General features: G+C 66.3%; 19 protein-coding genes and 28 tRNA genes. 40 read left to right on the top strand and 7 right to left on the bottom strand.

What is annotated here, in order from left to right:
• Window positions 1-30 precede the first annotated feature (30 nt).
• The 4 genes from KEG38_RS43990 to KEG38_RS43975 form a co-directional block, all read right to left on the bottom strand.
• On the bottom strand, window positions 31-510 hold the full coding sequence (locus KEG38_RS43990) for a hypothetical protein (protein WP_272426734.1): 480 nt from the start codon (window positions 508-510) through the stop codon (window positions 31-33).
• Between the two features lie 252 nt (window positions 511-762).
• Complete coding sequence (locus tag KEG38_RS43985) at window positions 763-1,593, bottom strand: hypothetical protein (RefSeq protein ID WP_272426733.1); 831 nt, start codon at window positions 1,591-1,593, stop codon at window positions 763-765.
• A 168-nt stretch (window positions 1,594-1,761) separates the two neighbouring features.
• On the bottom strand, window positions 1,762-3,180 hold the full coding sequence (locus KEG38_RS43980; protein WP_272426732.1) for an NAD(P)/FAD-dependent oxidoreductase: 1,419 nt from the start codon (window positions 3,178-3,180) through the stop codon (window positions 1,762-1,764).
• Window positions 3,181-3,256: 76 nt separating this feature from the next.
• Window positions 3,257-3,757: a DUF2505 domain-containing protein gene (locus KEG38_RS43975; RefSeq protein ID WP_272426731.1), complete on the bottom strand. Its 501-nt coding sequence runs from the start codon at window positions 3,755-3,757 to the stop codon at window positions 3,257-3,259.
• A 316-nt stretch (window positions 3,758-4,073) separates the two neighbouring features.
• Here KEG38_RS43975 and KEG38_RS43970 point away from each other — a divergent pair, with 316 nt between their 5' ends.
• From KEG38_RS43970 to KEG38_RS43810, 33 genes are all read left to right on the top strand, one after another.
• The gene (locus KEG38_RS43970; RefSeq protein ID WP_272426730.1) at window positions 4,074-4,265 is read left to right on the top strand and encodes a hypothetical protein; all 192 of its coding nucleotides are present in this window, start codon (window positions 4,074-4,076) and stop codon (window positions 4,263-4,265) included.
• 410 nt (window positions 4,266-4,675) lie between these two features.
• Window positions 4,676-4,749: transfer RNA gene (locus KEG38_RS43965), tRNA-Lys, on the top strand.
• A gap of 319 nt (window positions 4,750-5,068) precedes the next feature.
• Window positions 5,069-5,141 (top strand) — tRNA-Gln (locus KEG38_RS43960).
• Window positions 5,142-5,258: 117 nt separating this feature from the next.
• Window positions 5,259-5,429: a hypothetical protein gene (locus tag KEG38_RS43955; RefSeq protein ID WP_272426729.1), complete on the top strand. Its 171-nt coding sequence runs from the start codon at window positions 5,259-5,261 to the stop codon at window positions 5,427-5,429.
• A gap of 107 nt (window positions 5,430-5,536) precedes the next feature.
• Window positions 5,537-5,612 (top strand) — tRNA-Gln (locus KEG38_RS43950).
• Window positions 5,613-5,725: 113 nt separating this feature from the next.
• Entirely contained in the window at window positions 5,726-5,884 is a 159-nt protein-coding gene (locus tag KEG38_RS43945) for a hypothetical protein (protein ID WP_272426728.1), read from the top strand.
• 118 nt (window positions 5,885-6,002) lie between these two features.
• Window positions 6,003-6,081: transfer RNA gene (locus KEG38_RS43940), tRNA-Tyr, on the top strand.
• Window positions 6,082-6,139: 58 nt separating this feature from the next.
• Window positions 6,140-6,210, top strand: a tRNA-Lys gene (locus tag KEG38_RS43935).
• 95 nt (window positions 6,211-6,305) lie between these two features.
• Window positions 6,306-6,378, top strand: a tRNA-Asn gene (locus tag KEG38_RS43930).
• Between the two features lie 9 nt (window positions 6,379-6,387).
• Window positions 6,388-6,460, top strand: a tRNA-Thr gene (locus KEG38_RS43925).
• An 82-nt stretch (window positions 6,461-6,542) separates the two neighbouring features.
• Window positions 6,543-6,615: transfer RNA gene (locus KEG38_RS43920), tRNA-Glu, on the top strand.
• A gap of 8 nt (window positions 6,616-6,623) precedes the next feature.
• Window positions 6,624-6,696: transfer RNA gene (locus KEG38_RS43915), tRNA-His, on the top strand.
• A 138-nt stretch (window positions 6,697-6,834) separates the two neighbouring features.
• The gene (locus KEG38_RS43910) at window positions 6,835-8,493 is read left to right on the top strand and encodes a TROVE domain-containing protein (RefSeq protein WP_272426727.1); all 1,659 of its coding nucleotides are present in this window, start codon (window positions 6,835-6,837) and stop codon (window positions 8,491-8,493) included.
• Between the two features lie 59 nt (window positions 8,494-8,552).
• Window positions 8,553-8,626: transfer RNA gene (locus KEG38_RS43905), tRNA-Asp, on the top strand.
• 90 nt (window positions 8,627-8,716) lie between these two features.
• A tRNA-OTHER gene (locus KEG38_RS43900) sits at window positions 8,717-8,841 on the top strand.
• A 15-nt stretch (window positions 8,842-8,856) separates the two neighbouring features.
• Window positions 8,857-8,927 (top strand) — tRNA-Ala (locus KEG38_RS43895).
• Between the two features lie 77 nt (window positions 8,928-9,004).
• Window positions 9,005-9,077, top strand: a tRNA-Ala gene (locus tag KEG38_RS43890).
• Window positions 9,078-9,087: 10 nt separating this feature from the next.
• A tRNA-Asp gene (locus tag KEG38_RS43885) sits at window positions 9,088-9,159 on the top strand.
• Between the two features lie 9 nt (window positions 9,160-9,168).
• Window positions 9,169-9,242: transfer RNA gene (locus KEG38_RS43880), tRNA-Ala, on the top strand.
• Between the two features lie 6 nt (window positions 9,243-9,248).
• Window positions 9,249-9,319: transfer RNA gene (locus tag KEG38_RS43875), tRNA-Gly, on the top strand.
• Between the two features lie 5 nt (window positions 9,320-9,324).
• Window positions 9,325-9,398 (top strand) — tRNA-Glu (locus KEG38_RS43870).
• A gap of 45 nt (window positions 9,399-9,443) precedes the next feature.
• Window positions 9,444-9,515, top strand: a tRNA-Arg gene (locus tag KEG38_RS43865).
• 87 nt (window positions 9,516-9,602) lie between these two features.
• Window positions 9,603-9,679: transfer RNA gene (locus KEG38_RS43860), tRNA-Pro, on the top strand.
• Between the two features lies 1 nt (window position 9,680).
• Window positions 9,681-9,754: transfer RNA gene (locus tag KEG38_RS43855), tRNA-Leu, on the top strand.
• Between the two features lie 5 nt (window positions 9,755-9,759).
• Window positions 9,760-9,841: transfer RNA gene (locus KEG38_RS43850), tRNA-Leu, on the top strand.
• 17 nt (window positions 9,842-9,858) lie between these two features.
• A tRNA-Pro gene (locus KEG38_RS43845) sits at window positions 9,859-9,932 on the top strand.
• A gap of 16 nt (window positions 9,933-9,948) precedes the next feature.
• Window positions 9,949-10,026, top strand: a tRNA-Pro gene (locus KEG38_RS43840).
• 2 nt (window positions 10,027-10,028) lie between these two features.
• Window positions 10,029-10,110 (top strand) — tRNA-Leu (locus KEG38_RS43835).
• Between the two features lie 5 nt (window positions 10,111-10,115).
• Window positions 10,116-10,200 (top strand) — tRNA-Leu (locus KEG38_RS43830).
• Window positions 10,201-10,210: 10 nt separating this feature from the next.
• Window positions 10,211-10,283 (top strand) — tRNA-Leu (locus tag KEG38_RS43825).
• 59 nt (window positions 10,284-10,342) lie between these two features.
• Window positions 10,343-10,858, top strand: coding sequence for an HNH endonuclease (locus tag KEG38_RS43820; protein ID WP_272426726.1), 516 nt, complete (start codon window positions 10,343-10,345; stop codon window positions 10,856-10,858).
• 432 nt (window positions 10,859-11,290) lie between these two features.
• Window positions 11,291-11,375, top strand: a tRNA-Ser gene (locus KEG38_RS43815).
• Window positions 11,376-11,469: 94 nt separating this feature from the next.
• Window positions 11,470-11,552, top strand: a tRNA-Ser gene (locus tag KEG38_RS43810).
• 82 nt (window positions 11,553-11,634) lie between these two features.
• Here the strand turns inward: KEG38_RS43810 and KEG38_RS43805 are convergent.
• The gene (locus KEG38_RS43805) at window positions 11,635-12,564 is read right to left on the bottom strand and encodes a hypothetical protein (RefSeq protein ID WP_272426725.1); all 930 of its coding nucleotides are present in this window, start codon (window positions 12,562-12,564) and stop codon (window positions 11,635-11,637) included.
• 95 nt (window positions 12,565-12,659) lie between these two features.
• Here KEG38_RS43805 and KEG38_RS43800 point away from each other — a divergent pair, with 95 nt between their 5' ends.
• Window positions 12,660-13,724, top strand: coding sequence for an alpha/beta hydrolase family protein (locus tag KEG38_RS43800; RefSeq protein ID WP_272426724.1), 1,065 nt, complete (start codon window positions 12,660-12,662; stop codon window positions 13,722-13,724).
• 14 nt (window positions 13,725-13,738) lie between these two features.
• Entirely contained in the window at window positions 13,739-15,004 is a 1,266-nt protein-coding gene (locus tag KEG38_RS43795; protein WP_272426723.1) for a hypothetical protein, read from the top strand.
• Here the strand turns inward: KEG38_RS43795 and KEG38_RS43790 are convergent.
• Both KEG38_RS43790 and KEG38_RS43785 read right to left on the bottom strand, forming a co-directional pair.
• Window positions 14,988-16,352: a pyridoxal phosphate-dependent aminotransferase gene (locus KEG38_RS43790; protein WP_276074466.1), complete on the bottom strand. Its 1,365-nt coding sequence runs from the start codon at window positions 16,350-16,352 to the stop codon at window positions 14,988-14,990. The genes KEG38_RS43795 and KEG38_RS43790 overlap by 17 nt on opposite strands.
• 13 nt (window positions 16,353-16,365) lie before the next feature.
• On the bottom strand, window positions 16,366-18,306 hold the full coding sequence (locus tag KEG38_RS43785; RefSeq protein WP_272426722.1) for a hypothetical protein: 1,941 nt from the start codon (window positions 18,304-18,306) through the stop codon (window positions 16,366-16,368).
• 353 nt (window positions 18,307-18,659) lie between these two features.
• Here KEG38_RS43785 and KEG38_RS43780 point away from each other — a divergent pair, with 353 nt between their 5' ends.
• The 5 genes from KEG38_RS43780 (at window position 18,660) to KEG38_RS43760 (ending at window position 22,946) form a co-directional block, all read left to right on the top strand.
• Window positions 18,660-19,235 carry a hypothetical protein gene (locus KEG38_RS43780; RefSeq protein ID WP_272426721.1) on the top strand — a complete coding sequence of 192 codons (576 nt, stop codon included), beginning with the start codon at window positions 18,660-18,662 and terminating at the stop codon, window positions 19,233-19,235.
• A gap of 593 nt (window positions 19,236-19,828) precedes the next feature.
• Entirely contained in the window at window positions 19,829-20,374 is a 546-nt protein-coding gene (locus KEG38_RS43775) for a hypothetical protein (RefSeq protein ID WP_272426720.1), read from the top strand.
• Window positions 20,374-21,096 (top strand): hypothetical protein, encoded by a 723-nt coding sequence (locus KEG38_RS43770; protein ID WP_272426719.1) that lies wholly within the window; start codon window positions 20,374-20,376, stop codon window positions 21,094-21,096. Before KEG38_RS43775 ends, KEG38_RS43770 begins: the two co-directional genes overlap by 1 nt.
• Window positions 21,093-22,007 (top strand): isoaspartyl peptidase/L-asparaginase family protein, encoded by a 915-nt coding sequence (locus KEG38_RS43765; RefSeq protein WP_272426718.1) that lies wholly within the window; start codon window positions 21,093-21,095, stop codon window positions 22,005-22,007. Before KEG38_RS43770 ends, KEG38_RS43765 begins: the two co-directional genes overlap by 4 nt.
• Window positions 22,008-22,442: 435 nt before the next feature.
• Window positions 22,443-22,946, top strand: a complete 504-nt coding sequence (locus KEG38_RS43760) for an Hcp family type VI secretion system effector (protein ID WP_272426717.1) — start codon at window positions 22,443-22,445, stop codon at window positions 22,944-22,946.
• Window positions 22,947-23,019 lie beyond the last annotated feature (73 nt).

Here is a 23,019-nt window from a genome sequence, read left to right as displayed (position 1 = left end):
CTTTTCCTTTTTGTTTCCCCTCGACGCGAATCACTTGAACGGCGTCGTCTCGTCTTCGGTCGTCACCGCTCCGTAGAGCCCCCCCACGATGGCGCCGAACACGAGGTGCCCGACCACGAACGCGAGGATCCCGAGCCCGCCGTACTTCGACATGAAGAAGCCCGGCGCGCGCATGGTCTCCGGCACGAGCGGGTGCATCATGCCGAGCAGGCCCACGAAGATGCCCGCGAGCGCGGTGTGCACGAGCGAGACCTTGAGGCCCGTCGCGACGCCTGCGCTCCGCGTGATGGTCTCGAACGCGGCGCCGTAGGCGATGCCGATGAGACCCGACGTCACGGTGATTACGAGGAATCCAACGAGCCACGACATGCTGCTCGGCGCATTGCCGGGCAACGTGCCGAGTAGCTGCATGACGTCCGCCGACGCGCCGGCCGTGTGCGCGGCCGTCATTATCAGCGTCGTCGCGGCGCCGCCGACGATTCCTGCGAAGAATGCTCTCCCGACCTTCATGTCCTCCCTCCTTTTCCCGTTCGGGGGCGCGGATCGGGTGAGCCGAGAGGCGGCCGAACGGGCGTCCCCGAGCATCCTCGGGCAAACGGAATGCCAGGCGGCCTCGTCCGGCCGCGGGAAGGCCATTCCCGAATTCAATCGGGAAGAGCGGACGATGACGAAGGAAATGGGAGAGGAAGCGGGAATCGCTGGGATGTTACGAGGATTGTCCGTGCGTGGGGAACGCACGTGAGCAGAACGGGCGCGCCTCGCTCAATCGGAGATGCAGGTGTTCAATGTGGAGGAGCACAGCTCCTGCGCGCAGCTCAGGCACGTCGAGCTGATGGGGTACGCATCGCAGACGTCCACGCCCGTGGCGCAAGCGTCCGCGCACGACACGCACGCGCAGTCGAGGAAGGTGATGTACGTCGAGGTCGACGTCTCGCAGAGCGAGCCCGCGGACGGATCGAGCACGTAATTGTAGCAAGCCTGGCAGGTCTGGGCGGAGCAATCGATCGGGTCGGAGCCCTCCGCGCAGAGCCCGGTGCCCTCGGGTTCGTCGCAGTACCCGTCGCCGGCCGAGGGACACGTCGGGACCCCGCAATCGATCGGATCGGATCCCTCCGCGCAGAGGCCGGAGCCTTCGGGTTCGTCGCAGTACCCGTCGCCGGCCGAGGGACACGTCGGGATCGCGCAATCCTTCGTGTCCGATCCCGCCGCGCAGAGGCCGTCGCCCTTCGGCGCGGGCTCATTGCAGACGCCGTTGTTCGCGAGGTTGCAGGTCGGCGCCGGGTTCAGGCACGAATCGAGATCGCTCTCCTCGGCGAAACACACCGACTCATCGTAATCGCCGTCGGAGCAGGCGGCGTCGTTCGTCAGGCAGGTGAGGTAGGTCGAGTATTCATCCTTGCAATCGGCGTCCCCGGCCTCGTCCTTCTGGTTGATCTTGTCGTCGCGGCACGACGCCAGCTCGTCTTCCGTGCACTTGTTGCAATCGCAGCGCTGATTGCAGTATTTGTCCTCGGCTGTCTCGGGGTCTTCCCCGCCGCAGGCGGCGAACAGCGTCGCCGCCGCGAAAAAAAGCAGGATCAAGCCTTTGGCCATGCGCTCGTGGGTCATTGGTGCTCCGGCGAATGGGTTGAGGGCGCCGCGCGCCGGCGCCACGAAAGAAAGGTGCGGCCTTCGCGTACCTTTGTGAAGGTTATCACGGCCCTCGCCGCGCGTCCAGGGCGGCAGGGGCCCTCCGCGTTCGCTCGGAGAATTGGGCGCCCTTCAGCGCCTCGACGCCGGTTCGGTCAGGGCCGCCTTCGGGCTGGATTCCGTGATGAGCCGCGCGCCGCGCTCGTACGTCAGGTAGGAAAATGCCCAATCGAAGAGCACGAGGAACCGATTCCGGAACCCGATCAGGAAAAATACGTGAATCAGGAGCCACGCGAGCCACGCGACGAAGCCCGAGAGCTCCAGGCGCCCGAAGTTCGCCACCGCCGCGTTCCGTCCGATCGTGGCCAGCGTGCCCTTGTCGAGGTACCGAAACGGCTGCCGCGGCTCGCCTTGGATCGACCGCACGATGTTCCTCGCGGTATGGCGCGCCTCCTGGATCGCCGCGGGCGCGAGGCCCGGTACGGGGGATCCGTCCTGCTCCAGCGCGGCGAGATCGCCGATCACGAAGATCTCCGGGTGTCCGGGCACCGACAGATCCGGCGCGACCTTCACCCGCCCCGCGCGATCGAGCGGCGCGCCGACGGCCTCGCCGAGCGGCGAGGCTTTCACGCCTGCGGCCCAGAGCACGGTCTTCGCGGCGATACGCTCCTCGCCGATCTGCACCCCTTCCGCGTCGATTCCCGTCACCCTCGCGTTCGTGCGTACCTCCACCCCGAGCCGCTGGAGCTGCCGCTCCGCGCGCGCCGACAGCAGTGCCGAATACGTGGGCAGCACGCGATCGATCCCCTCGACCAGCACGATTCGCGCGGCCGTCGGATCGATCACCCGGAAGTCGTTTGCCACGGTATGGTGAGCGACCTCGGCCAGCGTCCCGGCGAGCTCCACGCCCGTCGGCCCTCCGCCCACGATCACGAACGTCAGCCACGCGGAGCGATCTTCCTGGGAAGGCGCGCAGCACTCGGCCTTCTCGAATGCGAGGAGCACGCGGCGCCGGATCTCCAGCGCGTCCTCGAGGCTCTTCAGTCCCGGGGCGAGGGGTGCCCATTCCTCGTGCCCGAAATACGAGTGACTCGCGCCCGTCGCGAGGATCAGGTAATCGTATACGAACGTCCCGGCCGACGAGGTCACCGTTCGTTCTTTCGGATCGATGCCCGTGACCTCGCCGAGGAGCACCCGCACGTTTCGTTGATCGCGCAGGACGCGTCGGATCGGCGCGGCGATCTCGGCCGGGTTCAGCCCTGCGGTCGCGACCTGATAAAGAAGCGGCTGGAAGAGGTGGTGGTTCTTGCGGTCGAGCAGGGTGATGCGCACGGGCGCGTGGCGCAGCGCTTTGGCGGCATAGAGCCCGCCGAAGCCGCCGCCCACGATGACCACATGGGGCAGGTGCAGCGGCTCCTTGCGTGATTTCGGGGTACGGCCCGGCTCTCCGAACGTGATGGGGCTCCCGCGTTCGTCCGAGCGGCGCTGTGCGATTCGCGCGCTGCGCGGCGTCTGCTTCGGCCCCTTCGCTCGCCCTGTCGGACCTTTCATGCCCGGGGCGATGCAATCGTTGGTCCAGGCGAGGTGGTCGGGCGGCGCGGACGGGCGTCCGGGGCCGGGGCAGGCCTCAGGAATGCGTCTTGACCCAGTCGTTCATGTAGACGGCGCTTCCGTCCCAGCCTTCGCGGAGCTGCTTTTCGGCCGAGCTCTCGATGAGACCCCCGATGCCGAAGACCTTCGCCTCGATGACGATCTCGGCGATGCGGCGGACCTTGCTGTCGCCGATGCGCTCGATACGCATCACGCCTTCGTTACGCAGCTTGTCGGCCATGGTGCCGGGGGTCATCTTCCACGACCAGACCTTGCTCTTCTTGTCGAACCGGCCTTCTTCCGTGTAGCTGAAGTTCGAGCCGAGCACCTTGGCCACCGGGCCGGGCACGCTCATCTTGGGCGTACCGGCGACCTTACGGATGGTTTCGGTGTCGCTGTCGCGCTGCTCGAGGATGCGGAAGTCGGGGAAGCCCAGGTGGCCCCGGTAGAGCTTCTCGTTGAATTCCTTGTCGAAGAAGATCTTCCAGAACGTTTCCTCGTTGCAGTTGATCTCGTTCGTGATGGTGAACTTGCCCATGACGTCTCCTGGTGTCTGCCCGGGGCCGATCTCGCGCCTCGCGGGGCTTCGTGGGCCTTCGGGGCTGGGAAGGGCGGCGACTCTACCAGCGAGGGCCGTCGATCCATAGCCTCCTGGTGACGGCACTTTGCTGCGCCGCCCGGGGCGGTCTCCGCCCATGGCATCCGCGATGCAGAGCGTCATGGGGCCTCGGCTTGGTGCGCATCTCGTGCTCGGTGCGTGTCCGGGGCGGGGGCCGAAAGAAAATGAGATAAGCAGGAACTTTTTTGTTGCAAAGTCGATCCCAAACGAGTATTCCTCGCCCGAGACTTTCCACATGTTGATCCGCCCTGCGACCGACCGAAACCACGAACGAGCCAAGCTGACGGCAGCGGGCGTCGTGTGCGTGGGCATCGATCGGCTGCAGCGTGCGGGACAACTTGCGCCCAAGTCCGGCAAAACCGAGTCGTTTCGCGGGTATACCCTTGGTGATTCGCGGCAGCTCGGCAACCCGGCGGAGGGCACGTAGGCGGTAGAGCAAGCGTCATTCTGACGACTGCGAAGGCCGCCTCGGGAGATCCCAGGCGGCCTTCGGCGTTTTAGGCCTCTTCCACGGCGTTTTCCTCTTTGGGGCGTCGTGGGGGTGGTGGAAGGGGAGTGTTTCGTCCTCGAATGAGGGTCTCGTATTGAGATCCTTGGCGGGGAGACGTGTATCGAGCGGGGCTTTCTTGGTCCTGTGCGCCTTGCGTAGCGGGGCGCGGGGGCCTTCTTGGGCTTCGTGTTGAAGACCGATCGTGAGGGCGCGTGACGCGCTCGGGGCAGGCGTGTATCGATTGCATTAGCGTCGATTGCGCGCGCGTGTCGGGGTCGTGGTGTGTCCTCGGTGAGGGATTGCATCGACGTGGATGCGATGAAGCCCGAGGTGTATTCGCAGCACGCGGATCCGTAGTCTCAATGGGTAGAGCAGCCGCCTTTTAAGCGGAAGTGTGGAGGTTCGAGCCCTCCCGGATCCACCTCCTTATATAGAGAGAAAGCTTGGGGCTCCATTTCGAAGCGAACGGGGTTGGAAAGATACGAAAATAAAATCGACGAGCCATCAAAACATTTCCTTGCCTCGAACGTCGAAATGGATGTACAACAAACGCGAGGGGACGGGGAAGGGGCAGGGGAGAGCGCCTGCGCGTGAGCGCGCGGGATGGGCTCTCTCGCAGGCTGTCGAGAAACGCCGCGAGAGCCCCGGAGCTAGGGAGGAGGACGCAGGAATACTTCCGTATTCCGCGGACGACGACCGACGATCCGGGGCGCGCAGCAAGTTGATCGACAGCCTGCTGCGGATCCGTAGCTCAATCGGCAGAGCGTCCGCCCTTGAAGCGGAAGCGTGGAGGTTCGAGGCCTCCCGGATCCTCTGCGGCTGCGTGAAAACGCAGTCGACGAAGTGGAGAAAATGAAATCGACGGGTCGACGAATAAAATGGTTGACCGAACGTCGAAATGAATGTAGAGAGACGGGCGAGGGAATGGCGATGGGCAAGCATCTGTATCTCGAGAACACGAAGGGCGACGCCGGCGAGCTGCCGGTCGCGGGCTTCTTCGGGATCTCGGGGCGGCAGAGCCCTTCGCGCGATCAGGCGGCGAGCGAATCGTGCTCGACGGCGAATCGTGGTCTCGAGCCTCTCGATACGGGTGGATCCTAGGATCGTCACGACGTGACGTGTCCGAGGAGGCCGCCCGGGAAAACCCTGGCGGCCTTCGTCGTTTTTGCGCCTCGAGCGCGGCGACGGGGGCGTGGGGACGCGGTTTTGGATCCGTAGCTCAATGGGCAGAGCATCCGCTTCTGAAGCGGAAGCGTGGAGGTTCGAGGCCTCCCGGATCCTCCATCTGCCGAATGCGAATACGGCAGACGATGAAAATAAAATCGACGGGACGGCGAATAAAATGGTTGACCCGAACGTCGAAACGAAGTAAAGATAAACGGGGCGAGGGAATGGCGATGGGCAAGCATCTGTACAACGAGGACGCGATGGGGAACGCCGGCGAGCTGCCGGGCGCGGACCCGAGCGACCTCCTGCAAAGCCCTTCGCGGTATCATGCGGCCAAGGAATCGAGCTTGGTGCGTGGTCTCAAGCCTCTCGATACGGGTGGAGCCTAGGATCGTCACGACGTGACGTGTTCAAGGAGGCCGCCCGGGAAAACCCTGGCGGCCTTCTTCGTTTTCGTGCCTCGAGCGCGGCGGTGGGGGGCGCCGGGGAAACGAAAAAGAGAAGTTTGTGGACGCTGGGCATGGGTGAGCCCAGGTGGCTGTAAACCATCCGCGTTTGCTTGGAGGTTCGAGTCCTCCCGTCCACACCGGCGCGTGAAACCACGCGCGTGAGGAGACGTGCGCCCGAGGAGCGCCGTCTGCTTCGGATTCGTAGCTCAAGGGTAGAGCAGCCGCCTCTTAAGCGGCAGGCGAGGGTTCGATCCCCTCCGGATCCACGACGCATCCCACCTCTCCGGAGGCGGGACTCGTTCTATGACAATCGATTCCGATACACAACGCAATGCCGCAGGGGCACGTCGCCCCTGCGCGTTTCAACGTAGCTCAACCGGTAGAGCACTCGCCTGTTAAGCGAGGAGATGGGGGTTCGAAGCCCTCCGTTGGAGCCGCATTTTGCCCTCGTCGCTCGATGGTCGAGCGCCCTGCCTCGTATCCAGGGTCTGCCCGGTTCGATTCCGGGCGAGGGCTCCGCTTCTGGCGGTGGTGGGGTCGCCGTGCTCCTTGAAACGGGCCCGGCGACCCCACCACCAACCCCCCCGATATGCATCAAGCCCCGTTCGTCTAGCGGTCAGGAACTCGGACTTTCAATCCGAGGGTGGTGGGTTCGACTCCCCCACGGGGCACCCTTGCGTGGGCGTTACTCATCTGGCTGAAGAGGGCAGGTTGTGACCCTGTGTAGGCGGGTTCGATTCCCGTACGCCCAACCGAGGGACGGGTCGGACGATCTCGGTTATCCAACAGCAAATTGGTGCAATAGCACCGAGATCCAAACGCTCATCCGTCGCTCCATCACTAGCTTTTCCTTTTCTTTCGCTCGCCCGCAGCGCGGGCCGGAGGTTCCCATGGCCAACTACATCCAGCATTTCGCCGCGCTGTTCACGCGACAAACGGACAAGGCGCGGCCCGATCAGGTCGAAAACGACGCAGGCGGCTTCGTCTTCGAGCTCGACGACTGGGCCCGCCTCGACCGGTGGCTCGTTCTCGGCAGCGAGGGCGGCACCTACTACGCGACCGAGCGCGCCTTGACGCAAGACAACGCGCGCGCCCTTGGCCGTTGCCTCGATGCGGACGGCGAGCGGACGGTGCGGCGGATCGTTGAGATCAGCCGCTCGGGCCGCGCGCCCAAGAACGAGCCCGCGATTTTCGCCCTGGCGATGGCCGCGGGGCACGCCCGCCCCGAGGTCCGCAAGTCCGCGCTCGCGGCCTTGCCCGAGGTTTGCCGCACTGGAACGGATCTCTTCCACTTCGCGCGAGCGGTGGAGGGGTTCCGGCGCTGGGGCCGCGGCCTCCGGAGCGCGATCGGCGCGTGGTACCAGGGCAAGAGCCCGGATGAATTGGCATACCAGGCCGTGAAATATCGGCAGCGGGACGGCTGGAGCCACAAGGACCTCTTGCGGCTCTCGCACCCGACGCCCGTCACGGCCGAGCATGGCGCAATGTACCGCTGGATCGTCGGCGGTATGGCCGCCCTGAAGAACGAGGCGGCCAAGGGCGGCGCTCTCGACCCCGAGAAGCTGCCGGCCCTCGTGCGGGCTTTCGAGGAGGCCAAGGACGCGCCGCGCGAGCGGCTCGTCACGCTCGTGCGCGAGCAGCGGCTCACGCACGAAATGGTGCCCACGGAGTGGAAGAACGACCCTGCCGTGTGGGAAGCGCTGCTCCCCCACATGCCGCAGACGGCGCTGCTCCGGAACCTCGGCAAGATGACCGCCGTCGGACTCCTCGCGCCCATGAGCGCGGCCGCGAGGCTCGTGGCCAAGCGTCTCACGGACGTCGAGCGTCTCCGGCGGGCCCGGATTCACCCGGTGAGCGTTCTCTCCGCGCTGCGCGTGTATGCGCAAGGGCGGGGCGAGCGTGCCCAGAAGCGCGAAAACGCGCTCACCTGGGAGCCGGTGTGCGAGATCGTGGACGCCTTGGACGAGGCGTTTTACCTCGCATTCCGGTCCATCGAGCCGACGGGAAAGAAGCACCTGCTCGCCCTCGACGTATCGGGCTCGATGGATTCGGGCACGATTGCGGGGATCCCGGGCCTCACGCCTCGGGTCGCGAGCGCGGCCATGGCCATGGCGACGGCGCGCATCGAGCCGTCGTTCAGCACCCTGGCCTTCGCCTCCGCGGGCGGCGCATTTGGCCCTCGCGGCTCGGGTGTCATGTCCTTGCCTCTGTCGCCGAAGCAACGCCTCGACGACGTGGTTGGCATGGTCTCCGGTTTGCCCTTCGGCGGCACGGACTGCGCGCTGCCGATGATTTGGGCTCAGAAGAACAAGGTCGAGGTCGACACGTTCGTCGTCTACACGGACAGCGAGACCTGGGCGGGTGAGATTCATCCTTTCCAGGCGCTTCGCGATTACCGTCAGGCGATGGGCCGTCCCGCAAAGCTCGTCGTGGTTGGCATGACCTCCACGGGCTTCACGATTGCCGATCCGCAGGACCCTGGCATGCTGGACGTCGTGGGCTTCGACGCGGCCGCACCGCAGGTAATGGCCGATTTCTCGAGGGCCTGAAGTTGCAGTCGAAAGGACGAGGGAGCGCGTGCCTCCACACGCGCCTCCTCGCCCGGTTTGCTCCCGTATGCATTCTGGTGAGGCAGCCTGATTGTCGATCAGGTGAGGGCGGGTTCGAATCCCCCCGGGGGCGCTGGGACAATCGTCGTGTACACCCGTCATCACACCCTCGCCCGGGGGCCGGGCCGAACGATGATGGTTATCGCAATTGTCCCACGTTTTTGCCGTCGTAGCTCAGTGGGTAGAGCACCTAAAATACCTTTTCCGACAACTCGTCCGAGTCGGGCCGGCAGGGGAAGGTTATCATTTGTCATGAGGCGGACACGGGTTCGAGCCCCGTCGACGGCGCAGATTTCGTGGTTCGGGGTGATGGTTCAACGGAAGAACACTGCCCTTGCACGGCAGGGATCGGGGTTCGAGTCCCCGTCATTCCACTCGTTCGCAGGAGTCGTTCGGAAGCACCAGGGCCATGAGCGGGAGGCCAGGCGGTGTTTCTGGGCGGCTCCCCTCTGGGGTCGTAGCTCAGTGGGTAGAGCACCTGGCTGGCAGTCAGGGGGTCGCCGGTTCGAATCCGGCCTTCTCCACTCTCGTTTTGCCCTCGTATGCATCTGGTGAGGCAGCCCGATTGTCGATCGGGCGAGGGGAGTTCGATCCTCCTCGGGGGCGCCTTCGAATGGGGTGATGGTTCAATCTGGGTAGAACACTGCCCTCGCACGGCAGAGATCGGGGTTCGAATCCCCGTCATTCCACGAATTGCGGTGGTACTTCAACGGTAGAATCCGAGTGTGCCATACTCGGGATGGGAGTTCGACTCTCCCTCACCGCGCTCATGCACCCGTATTGCTAGTGGGTCAGGCAGCCAGATTCTCAATCTGGTGACGCGGGTTCGATTCCCGCCGGGTGCGCAAATCCGCCGAGGGGGTGAGCTGCTGACTCGCCTCCTCTTTCTTCTCCCTGTCCTGGCGGCCAGGCGTCGGTCTACGAAGCCGACTGGCGAGGTTCGACTCCTCGCAGGGAGACCATGCCCTCGTCCTGCCGGCAATGCAGGCGCGAGCCTCCGAAGCTCGACGTTCCAGGTTCGACTCCTGGCGAGGGTATGTCCGAATCATCTGGGTGTGGCTCAACCTGGTAGAGCGCCGGCTCGGGGTGCCGGAGACTGGGGGTTCGAATCCCCCCACCCAGACCATGTCCACGTGGCGTAACGGGCAAACGCGGCGGTCTTAGAAACCGTTTCTTGGGGGTTCGAATCCCTCCGTGGATATACATGTCATCGTGGCGGAATGGCATACGTAGCAGGCTGAGATCCTGTGCCCGAAAGGGCGTGTGGGTTCGACTCCCACCGATGACACCGAATTGGCAGTTTATCTGGGTGTGGCTCAATCTGGTAGAGCGCCGGCTTTGGGAGCCGGAGATTGGGGGTTCGAATCCCTCCACCCAGACTGGCGCGCGAATCATCTGGGTGTGGCTCAATCTGGCTAGAGCACCGGCGTCGGGAGCCGGGGATTGGGGGTTCGAATCCCTCCACCCAGACCAATGTCCACGTGGCGAAACTGGCAAACGCAGCGGTCTCAGATACCGTGCCGAGAGGCATTGAGGGTTCGATTCCCTCCGTGGACACTCATGTCGTCGTGACGGAATGGCATACGTGACAGGCTGAGGTCCTGTGCCCGAAAGGGTATGTGGGTTCGAGTCCCACCGACGACACCAGCATCCCGCTGCTCGGGTGACGAAATGGCAAACGTGGCCAGCTCAAACCTGGTCGATTGGGGGTTCGAATCCCCCTCCGAGCACCGGACATCTGCAGTTGGAGAAAGCCATGAAGAAGAAGAGGTAGACGGAGAGGTGCATCATGACCGCGCAAACGTTGCTGCTCACGCCTTGGATGGTGCCACATCAGGTCATCTCCTGGCAGACCGCCGTGACCCTGAGCTTTCTGGGTAAGGTGGAGGTGCTCGAGACGTACGACGACGAAATTCGTTCGCCCACGATGACCATTCGCGCGCCGGCGGTCGTCCGGCTCAAGCGTCATGGGAATTCGCACAAGCGCGGCGTCAAGTTTTCCCGCACGAACGTGTTCGTGCGTGACGACTTTCGCTGCCAGTACTGCGGCGTCCAGAAGGACGCGGGCGAGCTCACGTACGACCACGTCCTGCCGCGCGTGCAGGGTGGCCGGACGGTCTGGGAGAACATCGTCGCGTCTTGCCAGAGCTGCAATGCGAAGAAGCGCGGTCGCACTCCGGAGCAGGCGGGCATGAAGCTCTTGAAGAAGCCCGAGAAGCCCCGGTGGTTGCCTGCGGCCCCCGTCATCCGGCTCGGCGCTCGCAGGATTCCCGACATCTGGGTGCATTACTGCGCCGCGAGCTGAGGTTCCCCTCGCGCTTCGCGGCTGAGCATGGGTCTCATCTGGAGCCGCTTCCCCGGGGCGCTGCCCCGGGGCGAAGCGCGCCCGCGGGACCTTTTTTGATCAATCCCTCACTTAGGAGGCATTTGTGACGCTCGAAACGAATCAAATCGTGGGCGTTCGGATTCGTTTGCCCATGGAGTCTGCAGCCGTCGCTGCAATCGTGCTCGTTGGTGTCCTGTTGCTCGCAATCGCCTCGCGGATCGTCGAGGCGAACGGGGCTTCATCGCGGGCAGGCGCGCGCTCGATGAGCGCGGCGTCGCCTTCCAGCGCGCCCGACTCGGCGCAGTTGCTTGCAGATCGAGGACGCCCTGGGCGCCGGTTCTGAGCATGACCATCCAACGTGACCCTCTAACCTCACCCCCACGCGGCGCTGCGGCGCCGAGAGGGGGATTTGGAAGAAGATCTGATCAGGGATCAGGCCTGTTTGGAAAACAGTGCGCACCCTCCGGGGTGTGAGGTTCGAGTCCTCCTTCTTCCGCCGTGGAGAGCATTCCGGGTGTGGACCCGGCGCCGTTTTGAACACGGAGGGCAGCCTCGCTGCGGGGTTCGACTCCTCTGCTCTCTGCCATTCTGGAAGACGAACTGATCAGGGATCAGACCTGTTTCGAAAACAGTGGGCACCTACGGGTGTGGGGTTCGAGTCCTCCGTCTTCCGCCGACTGTATCTGGAAGCGAGAATCGGCCGTGGGGCCGAGCCCGTTTGCTACTCGGTGCGTGCCATTGGCATGGTGCTCGACTCACCCCGCTTCCGCCGCGAGGCTCCACAATGCGGAGACGCGTGGCCCCGTGCCGCTCCGCGCGTCGCGGAGGCTCGCTGCCTTCGTGATCCATCCGCCGCCGCCCTGGTTTGTCTGAGCGATCTCCACGAGCGGCGTGAGGGCCGCGAGGAACAGCGTGGTCGCGTCCATCATCGGCGTTCGCGTGCCCTCGTCCTCGTCCTCGTACACGTAGGGGTTTTCGAGATCCCGGTTTACGAGGAGCTGGTCGACCGCCTCGATCGCCATCCGGCGCTCGTTTTCGACGATGACGGCCGGCGCGTCGAGCTCCTTCAATCGACGGAGACGATTTCTCCGGTTCACGATGCGCCGATATGCGTCGTGTAGCGTGCGGCTGAAGCATGCCTCGCCGATGAAGGACTTTGATTCCTCCACGCTCGCCGCGCGCAAGGGGGCCGCGATCACGGGGACCGACCACCAGACGAGCTCCTTCGGGGACCAACCATTCACCCGCCGCCCCGCGGCCTCGGCCTCGCCGACACGCGCGAGCAGCGTGGCAGGGTCCTTGTAGCAAAGCTCGAAAAGCTCCTCCTCGGTCATCGCGAGGAGCGGCGCGAGCAGCAGCCGCGTGGGCCAGGGGACCACGGGATCGACCATCGCGACATGCGCGTATCGGCGGAGATCGGGCGGATCCCCGAAGAGCTTCGGGCACAGGAGCCCGCCGACCTCGAGCTTCTTCGTGCGGAAGTTCCGCATCTCCGGACGCTCGACGTCGCCGGCGGACCAGGAGGGCGTGCGCTCGGAAGCCCCGGTTTCGAGGGAGAGGCCGAGCGCGCGGCCGCCGAGCGTGATGCGCAGCCCGATCAGGCGGCCGAGCGCGCGGAGGCGCTGGAAGATCAGCGAGGAGGGCAGGTCCATCGACACGGTCACGGTGGCGGGTTCGTCGCGCATGAAGCGGCCTGTTTGCGCCATGCGACGTCGTGCGTCAATGGCCTGCGTCGGCCCGAGGCTTCCGTCGGGGGCGCTTTCCATGGTAAGAACGGCTCGTGATACGCAGCCTTCTCAGCACGGCGGCCTCGCGCTTCGATACCACCGTGGGCGGGGCCTTGCTCCTCCGGCGCAGCCGGCCCAAGGGGCAGGCGGATCCCGAGGCGCTCGGCCACGCAGCGCGCATGGAAGCGCTCGCTGAGCTCCGGCGCATCTACGATCGGCCCGAGCATGACGAGATTGGGTTTTTCCCGACACCCGCGCCGATCACGCCTTCCGTCACGCGTGTGCGTCCGATGGGCGGGCCCGAGCCGGGGACGGTGCTGGATCTGACGTGGCCGAGCCGGTTCGAGCCGCTCGCCGCGGACGTCCGCGAACGGTACCTCTCGCACGAGGCGAATGCAACGGCGGCAGCGCGGCTCTTCTTGCATGCGGGGCCGGCGCGGCCGGCGGCGATTTTGATTCACGGATACCGCTGCGGCCAGTATCGCCTGGAAGAGCGGATCTGGCCCGTGCAATGGCTCTACGAGCGCGGCCTCGACGTCGCGCTGTTCGTATTGCCTTTCCACGCCGTGCGCTCGCACGAATCGTCGCCGCGTTTTCCCGGGGGGGATCCGCGCGTCACGAATGAAGGCTTCCGCCAGACCGTGCTCGATCTGCGCGCGCTCGTCTCGTTCCTGCGCAATCGTGGCTCCGAGGCCGTCGGCGTCATGGGCATGAGCCTCGGCGGATACTCGACGAGCTTGCTCTCGACGGTCGACGATCGCGTCGCCTTCGCGGTCCCGATCATCCCGCTCGCTTCGATTGCCGACATCGCGCGCGCCGCAGGCCGGTTCGTGGGCAGCCCCGAGGAGCAGCGTCGCCAGTACGAGGAGCTCGACGCCGTGCACCGCGTCGTGAGCCCATTCACGCGGCCCTCGCGGGTCCCTGCGGATCAGGTGCTCGTCCTCGCGGCGAGCGAGGACAAGATCACCCCCGTGGACCACGCGCGCCGCCTCGCCGCGCATTTCAACGCACCGCTCGAGACGTTCCACGGCGGCCACTTGCTCCAGTTTGGCCGGGCAGACGCCTTCCGCGCGGTGGGTCGCATGCTCGGGCGTCTGGGGCTCTTTTCGCGGCGGTAGAAGGGCGATCGACGATGAACGAGCCGCGCCCGCCCGTGGTCTTCGAGCACGTCACCGTGCACGAGCGCAGGCTGCGGATCGCGCGGTGGCTCGGCTGGACGGGCTTCGTATCGGCGTTCGCGCCGCCCATCGTCTCCCTGACGCTCCAGACGTTGTTCGACGTCCTTCCCCTTGTGTGGTTCCTGGAGGTCGCGCGCGTCCTCGCCTTCTCGTGGATCTACTTTCTTCTCCTCTGCCCCGTCCTGGCCCTCGTCAGCGGCATGTTCGCGCGACCCACGATGTCCGGCTGGCGCGAGCTCACCTGGGCACGACTTGACGCGAGCGGGATCTCGTTCCGCAAAAAGGGACACGAGCGTCGCATCGAGCGCAGCGAGATCACGGATGCCATGGTCCAATGCGCCCCGAGCGAGGGCATCGAGGTGCACCTCGTGGGAGGCAATGTCCTCGCGATCCACCTGCCGGACGAGGCGCAAGCGCGCGCCGCGGTGAATGCGCTCGGGTTCGCCGCGGACGAGCACCGCGTGACGATCCGGCTGGCCTCGCCTCAACGAATGGTGACGGCTGGATGCGTGGGATTGGCCGTTAGCTTTTTGTTGGTGGCCATGTTCATGGTCGCGCTCAAGATCGCCAACCTCAAGGGCCTCTTGCTCGGCTTTGGGCTCGCGATGGGCACGGCCACGTTGACCTTGCTCATCGTGCGCGCGTGGAAGCCCCCCGAGATCGTCGTGGGCACGGACGGCGTGCTCGTGCGACGTCCGTTTTCGAAGACGTATATCCCGTATTCGTCCGTCGATCACCTGGAGATGGACGGAGATCGATTGCGGTTGTTCCCGAAAAACCCGGACGACGCGGTGGTCCAGGTGAAAGGGGAGCCCGAGCTCGTCCTCGCGGCGGCAAGCCGGATCGAAGAGGCGCGCGCGGCGGGAGGGGCCAGCGCCGCGCACGCGCGCGTCCGCGAGCTGCTCGATCGCAAAGGCAGGAGCCTCGCCGAATGGCGAACAGCCCTGACCGAGCTGCTCCAGGGCGGCGATTATCGGAATGCGTCCATCACGGAGGAGGCGCTGCTCGCCGTACTCCAAGATTCCGCGGAGGATCGGGGCCGCAGGATCGGGGCCGCGATGCTCCTGCGTGTGGCCGCGCCCGAGGCGGCGCCGCGGATTCGGATCGCCGCCGAGGCGAGCGCCGACGACGAGCTCCGCGCCGCGCTCGAGCGTGCCGCCGAGGAGGAGCTCGACGACGCCACGCTCGAACGGGCGCTCCGCGTCACGCGTGGCTCTTGATCATCTTTTCGAGCCGGCCGAGCGCGCGCGTCAGCGACTCCTCGCCGGGGCCGAACGAGAATCGCACGTGGTGCCGGAACCGCGAGGCCCGATGCGCCCGTCGTTTGCCCGGGTTCACGTCGAAGAACTCGCCCGGCACCACGATCACGCGGTGCTCGAGGGCGGCCCGGAAAAACGAATGCCCGTCGCTCAAGCCGGGCGGCAGATCCGCGACCGAGCCGAAGCAATAAAACGTCCCCTCGGGCGCCACGTCGACCTGGATTCCGAGCTTCCGCAGGCCCTCCAGCATGAGGTCGCGTTTCTTCGAGAACGTCCGCTGGATGGCCGCCGTTTCGGCCCGCACGTGCTCCATGTCGAGCAGGGGCACGGCCGCGCGCTGCATCGGCTTCGAGCCGCCGCCATCGAGGAAGCTGCCCGCGCTCGCCACCGCGTCGATCACCTCGCGCGGGCCCACGGTCCAGGTCACGCGCCAGCCCGGGTATCGCCAGTTCTTGGTCAATCCGTCGAAGATGACGACCGGGTCCTGATCGACGTCCTCCACGTACCGCGCCGCGCTCTCCATCGGCGCCGGCCCCCCGAGGCCGTAGACGTAATGCGAGTAGAACTCGTCGAAGAGCATCGTGCAATCGAGGTCGCGCGCGGTGCCGACCCACGCCGCGAGCTCCTCGCCCCGGACGTGTTTGCCCGTCGGATTACACGGGTTCGACGTGAGAATCGCGCCGAGGCCGCGGCCCTGGATCTCCCGCCGGAGATCGCCGACCGAGAAGGCATACCCGCGCTCGCTCTCGAGGAGGATCGGAATGGGCGAGAAGAGGCGGAAGACGTCGAGCAGCTCCTCGTACGCCGTGTAATCGGGGAGGAAATGGCCGAGGTTGATCTGCCCGAGGGCCGCGGCCGCGCGCGTGAGCGAGGCGCGCCCGCCGCCGGAGACGCTCACGTTCTCGGCGCTGTAGCGCGAAGGCATGCCCCGCCGGTAGGCGCGATTGTAGAAATCGGCGATCGCCTCCCGCAGCTCCCACAGGCCGGCGACGGGCGCGTATTCCTGATCGTCGCCGGCGATCGTCACGGCGTCGCAGCGCGGCGGCGCGCCCGGCAGCGGGCCGGTCTCCGGCTGGCCCTGGCCGAGGTTGCACCAGGCGTCCTCGCCTGCGTCCACGCCCGGGCGATAGCCGTGCTTCGTGGCCTCGCCCATGACGTAAATCACGCCCGTGCGCGGCACCTTGCGGAATGCGCCGAGGGATTTTTCTTCGTTCGGCCCCCGCAGGACGGGCTCGCTGCGGAGCTTCGGCGCCGGAGCGACCTCGGTTTCGGCGGGCGGGGGCGTGTCGATCGTGTCGTTCGTGCTCATGGCGATGAATCCGTCAGGCCTTGGCAGGGGGCGTCGCGTCGGGCGCGTCCTTCAGCGGGACGATCTTCGGCTCCAGCGTCTTCGGCATCAGCGCGAGGAAGAGGCCGAGGCAGAAGGCGAGCGAGATCAGGGTGAGCGCCGTGTATTTGTCGTCGTTCCAGTACGAGCTGATCCACACGAACTGGCTCAGCGCCGCGAGGCCGAAGAGCGGGGCCTCGAAATCCCTCCGCACCTTCGTGAGCGGCGCCGTGAGGATCATGAACGAGTAGTAATAGCAGGTGAGCTGGGACAGGAGGATCATCCAGATCTGCCCCAGGCATTGCGCGACCCAGAGGTTCTTGAGCCGGCGCTGCACGTAAATGCTCAGCGCGAGCGTGAGGCCGATGATCAGGTACGCGACGATCTTGTACTTCTTGTACCGCTCGTTGCGCATGTTCTTCCAGGTCTCGAAGGGGTCGATGAGCTTGACGTCCTTCGTGAACTTCATGCGCCCGGAGGCCTTGCTCGCGGCCTCCTTGTAATGGAACACGTCGCTGATCTTCTGGACCGTGTCCGGGCTCATGATGCCCCGGGCTTTGAGCCGCTCCGAAATGGGCGTGAGCGCTTCGCCGATCTGCGAGATCGCCTGCGCCTTCATGTCGTGCGCGACGAGGACGCGCAGGCCCATGTGGTTCGTGAGCGGGGTCTGGTCGTGGACCTCGAGCGTGTGCTTGTAGAAATCGTGGTACGAGCGCGGGCCCGAGACCGCGATGCTGAGCGGAATGAGCACCGCCGCCGCGGCCGTGCCGCCGAGGAGCATCTGCACCTGCTCGCCCGTCATCTTGCGCTTGCGCACGACAGACCAGCCGACCGTCACGAGCAGGCCGACCACGCAGAGGCCCGGGAAGATACGCAAGAGGCCGGCATACACGAGCGAGGCGCCCGCGAGCTTCGGGTATTTCTTCCGGAGCAGGCAGACCGAGAGGACGAGGAAGAAAAGCCAGTCCTGCCGCAGGAACGCGCCGCCGGTCCAGTAGAACGGCGCCGACGACTGGCAGCCCCAGAAGATCGCCCCGACCGCGAAGACGCGCCATCCGAACGCCCACCATAGGGCGACGAACATGGCCAGCGTGTACACGATGTCGAGGGCCGAAAGGAATTGGCAGTACCACACGCTGGCCGGCTGCAATTCCGCGAAGAACCGGCCCATGATGGTCCACACGGGCGGCGGGTTGTACCCGTGGTCCTTCTGCATGTCCTCCCAGTAGCCCTTGCCCGAGACGGCCCGGAAGAACTTCACGTCTTCCTTGAACTTCTCCCAGCGCTCCGGGGGGAAGTGGTTCTTGCACGTCTCGCCGGGGTTCTCGAGGAACTGCGCGGCGGGCAGGAGGAGGTTGTCGCCGCCGAGGTTCCGGATCTTCTTGTCCGGGTGGCGCACCTCCTTCGTCATGTCGATGCGCTCGACCCGGCCGTCCTCGTGCTTGTAATTGACGACCCCGAGCTCGTCCTGCGCGATGAGCGAGCACTTGTAAAGGCCGTCGTACCCCATTTCCTTGAAGTACTTGGCCCCCATGTAATAGTGGAATTGGTCCCATCGGTGGTAATACTGCGGGTATCCGAAGCGGAACCCGTTGAAGTAAGCCACGATGGAGGCGACGGCGAGCGTCACGCCGATGTACTTCTTCCAGCGCTCGGAGACCGGGCGCTTCATCGCCGCGCGGTGTTGCTCGTAGAAGACGCAGCCCGCCGCCGTGATGGCGAGCGCCGCCTTCATGATGTCGACGGTGCGGGCGTGGTCGTCGGTGAGCTTCGTGATCCCGAACGCGGCGAGCGCGGTCGTGCCGATCACCGCCAGGTACCGGAACCAGACGCGCACACGCTCGTCGATGGACCGGTCCACGAACCACAGAAGGAAGAAGTAGAGGGCACTGACGAGGACGAGCAGAAATATCTGCGGGATGCTGAGCTGCTTCATTCGACGCTTCGTGCGAAAGGAGGTCCGCGCACGCTGCCACGGACGGCAGACGACAAGAGCGGGCCGGACGTTCGGCGACACCTTAGGCGGACCTTGGCCGATTGCCTAGTGCGATGAGCCACGTCGCTTCACGCAGCGCGTCAGTCCCCCACGTTCGCCCGCCGCAAACGGCGTTTCGCAGCCTCGTCGGGAGGCGCCCGAGGGGAGGAGCGGACAGGACCGGAGCGCTCGCCAGAGGCTCCCGAGGAGATACAGGAAGGGCTCATCTTCCCGCCTCGGGCGGAGGTGACAGAGGCGCGGAACACGCACGAAATCAAGCGCGCTCCGGCCTGCGGCTCGTGTATCGTCGGGCCGTGGTCACGAAAGTGATTTCGCCATTCTTCGCGGTAGAGCCTGGGAGTAGCGGCAAGCCGTCGACGCGCGGTGAGCAGAGCCCGCCGTCGCGGGTCGAGCGATCGGGGCGCGGCGAGCGCGAGGAAGGGGAGATGGGCTTCGTGCTGCTGTCGGGCGACGCCGAGGCGCCGCTGCCCTGCAGGCTCGTGCTCGGCTTTCGCGAGGCGCTCTCGGCGGCGGAAGATCCGGCGGTGGCGATGCCCGCGCGGCTCGTGATCGTCGAGCCCGACGCGATGACCGACGACTGGCTCGCGCGCTGGTCCGAGGACGACGTGCAGGTGCGGCGCACCGTGACGATCTGCCGCACGCACGACGCCACGAAGGTGACGGCGGTCGTCACGCTCGCTTCGTACGGGCGTGGCACGGCGACGTCGCTCGCGGTCGAGTCGGTCACGCTCCCGCAGCGTCGTCGCATCGTGCGCAGCGGCGTGCATCCGAAGTCGTTCCTCGACGCGGTGCTGTCGCGCGTGCGGCAAGGTCAGGGCAGCGCGGGCGTCGCGAGCTTCGAGCCGACCGACCCGTCGCCCGGCGCGTAGAGCATCAAACCAGCGCGTCTCTCGTGCTCGGCGCTCCAGAGCATCAAACCAGCGCTCGATCGCCTGGTTTTCTCGCGATTCGCGGTTTGCACCGTGGACGCTGAGATGGTAGGGTCGAAGCAGTACCGGAGGGATTCACATCCGGGATTGGTCCTGCTGGGGAGCACCCTGGCGTCGGTACGAAACCACATCGTCGCGCCTCGAGCTCGTCGATGCATCGAACGAACACCCACGCCTGCCGAGCGCGCAAGCGCAGGCTCGGCAACGGGGTGCCGGCAAGCCGGAGGAGGGATGGTCACCATGCAGAATACCCGTGGCTCTAACCCGGAGGCTTCGGGCTACTGACCATCACGAGGTGCTCGTAGCGGCGTTCGCGTCGCGGGGCATCAGGTCCTCCGGCATGGAGGCGCCATAGGTTGCGCCTCTTCACCGGCGGGCCGGGTCAGAGTTGGCCTCCGCCTGGATCTCGACATCGACGGGAGTCGACGCGGATTTCCAGGCCAGGGATGTGGGGCCTGAGCGGGCCTGAGGATACGTCCTCTGGCCCGCTCTTTTTTTGTTCGCCACGCGCGCGGCGCGCCACGCTCACCGCGATGTTTCTCCCCATCGGAAAAACCCTTCTCGTCGGCCTCGCGGGGGCGCTTCTTGCCGGCTGCGGCGACGGCAAGGTCGATCCCCATCACCCCGGCGAGCTGCTCGGCACGTACGAGGTCTCCGCCACGCGCGAGACGACGACGTGCGGCGAAGGCGCGCTCGGCTCGCCTGCGACGTGGGAGTTCGAGGTGCGCCTCTCGCGCGGCGACGGCGTTCTCTACTGGGACAGCGGCGCCGAGGTCACTCCCGGAACGCTCGGTACCGACGATCGACGTTTCTCCTTCGATACGAGCCTCGTCGTCGACATGCGCGCGGGCGAGACGCCGAGCAACTTGCCACCCTGCACGATCGTGCGCGGCGATCGCGCCGAAGGGCTGCTCGACGAGGACGCGGGCGGTTTTTCGGGCGAGCTCGCGTATACGTTCACGCCGTCGCAAGGCTCGGACTGCGGGGATCTCGTGGTGGGCCCGGCGCCGACCTTCACCGCGCTGCCGTGCACGATGACGTACGTGCTCGCGGCCGAGCGAACCGCAGCGCCGCCCTGATGCTCTCGGCCTACGACAGGAGCCTCGCGCGCCGCGCGCTCGGGATCGCCGCGCTCGTCGGGTGCATCGTGCTGCTCGTCGTCACGGCGACGGACGAGGGCGGCGGTTTTGCGAAGCGGGCGGCGCTCTGTGCGGCGCTCGCCCCGGCGGCGGGGGGGATCGGCGCGCTCGCGGCGGCGAGGATCGCCCGCGCGCGCGGGGAGTCACGCGCGCTCGAAGCGCTCGGCGCGGATCCTTTTCGCGTGATGCGCGGGGCCGTCCTCGGCGGGGCGATCGTCGCGGCGATCGGGCCCGCGCTCGTGCTCGCAGAGGTCGCCGATCTCGAACCGCTCTTCCCGAGGCCCGCGGCGCCGAGCGCATGGATCGTCGAGCCGGACGGAGGCATGCGCGACACGATCCGCGGCACGAGGCTCGGTCCGGGCGGCGTGCTCGAGGTCGCTTTGCGATCTGCGGAGGCCTTCGCGGGGGCGCCGATCGGAGAGCGCCGCGCGGCCGTCGGCATTGCGCTCGTGATCCTCGCGGTTGCCGCGCCGCTCGTCGCCACGCGGGAAGGTGGTTCGTCCGGCCGCGTCGCATTCGCCGTGCTCCTCGTCGTCGCCATGATCGCCGCGTTTCAGCTCGTCGCCGCGGGCCGCGCGAGCGCGTTCGTCGTGTGCGTCCCGCCGCTCGTCCTGCTCGCGCATGCGCTCGTCTCGCGCTACCGTGGCGCCCCTCCCCGATGAGCGAACCGATCGTATCGCAGGGCGGATTCTTGGGCCGGTTCGGCGTCGTCGTGCACGGCGGCGCCGGCAACGTCAAACCCGAGCGTCGCGCGAAGCACGCCGAAGGGTGCCTTCGTGCCGCGCGCGCGGGCCTCGAGGTGCTGCGGCAGGGCGGCTGCGCGCTCGATGCCGTGGAGCGCGCAGCGCGCGTGCTCGAGGACGACACGCTCTTCAACGCGGGCACGGGCGCGTGCCTCGACGAGGAGGGCCGCGTCGCGCACGACGCTTCGATCATGGAGGGGCGAGGCCTCGCGGCCGGCGCGGTGTGCGATCTGCGCGGCTTCGCGAACCCGATCTCGATCGCGCGTGCCGCGCTCGACGATGGTCGCCACGTGCTTTACGCGTCCGAGGGCGCCGCGCGGTTCGCCCGCGCGCGTGGGTTCGTCCCGGTCGGGGACGAGGCGCTCGTCACGGAGGCGGCGCGCGAGGCGCTCGCGACGGCGCGAGAGGGGGCGGCGCCGATGGGCTGGGCGGGCAATACGATCGGCGCGGTGGCGCTCGACGGCCATGGCTTGCTCGCGGCGGCGACGAGCACGGGCGGCATGGTGAACAAGCGTGTGGGGCGCGTCGGCGACTCACCGATCATCGGCGCGGGCACGTACGCCGATGACGAGGCCGGTGCGGTGTCCACGACGGGCCACGGCGAGGGCATGATCCGCCTCTGCATCGCGCGCACGGCCGTCGAGCACATGCGTGGCGGCGTCGCTGCGGAGGAGGCGGTCCGCCGCTCGATCGAGCATTTGCGGGCGCGGATTGGATCGACGGGCGGCGCGATCGCGATCGATCCGCGTGGCAACTACGGCCTTTCGCGCTCGACGGCGTCGATGTCGTGGGCCGCGACGTGGGCCGAAGGGGAAGCCTCGGGCTTCTAGATCCTGCGGTTCGGCGAGGCGATCGGCCTCGATGCACAACCGGCCCGGGCTCGTCAATTCTTTTGCGACGAAAGCTGGCCCGACTCTGCGCTTATCCTGGATCCTTTGTGAATCCGGGGAGATCGGCGTGGGGACGTGGCCGGCTTTCGTTTTGTCGTCTTGGGAATATTACGCCTATCGTGCACGCGCGCCGGAGGGGGGAGAGCCGAGCAAAAAGAGGAGAGGGGGCGATGGAAGAAATGCTTGACGGCCGCGTAGAAAACCCGAACATACGGACCCACCACACGGTGACCTTCTCGGCGCCGTGAGGTCGCGGATTCGGCAACGGCTCAATCCGTGAACCATCGTTCCCGAGGGGTGAGATATCTGCCAGCGCGCAATGGGGCGTAGACTGAGTCCAGGTAGATTGCCGACGAAGGAACAGGTCAGGTCAACATGGCTCTCAATGCGTATCTCCGTCTGAAGGGGCAGAAGCAGGGCGAGATCAAGGGCTCCGTGACCCAGAAGGGTCGCGAGAACAGCATCATGGTCATCGCGGTCTCGCACGAGATCGTGAGCCCCCGCGATCCGGCGAGCGGCCTGCCGACCGGCAAGCGCATGCACAAGCCCTTCATCGTGACGAAGGAGCTCGATAAGGCGTCGCCGCTGCTCTACAGCGCGCTCGTGAACAACGAGAACATCTCGGAGTGGGAGCTCAAGCACTACACGCCGCAGGTGAAGGCGCAGCAGGGCGTGGGCACCGAGGTGAACCACTACACGGTGCGCCTGATCAACGCGAACATCGCGTCGATCAACTTCCGCATGCCGAACAACCGGAACCCCGATCTCATGAAGTACGCCGAGTACGAGGAGATCTCGTTCACGTACCAGAAGATCATCTGGACGTGGACCGAGGGCGGCATCACGGCCGAGGACGACTGGGAGACCCCCCTCATGTGATGTTGGGCTAACGCCCAGCGAAATCAGCCGGGCGGCCAACGTGCCGCCCGGTTTTCGTTTGTCCGTAGGACGG

Source organism: Polyangium jinanense, assembly GCF_028435265.1.
In the GTDB taxonomy this organism is placed as follows: domain Bacteria; phylum Myxococcota_A; class Polyangia; order Polyangiales; family Polyangiaceae; genus Polyangium; species Polyangium jinanense.
The sequence above is the reverse complement of the archived record's forward strand: the minus strand, read 5'-3'. Positions and strand labels throughout refer to the sequence as shown.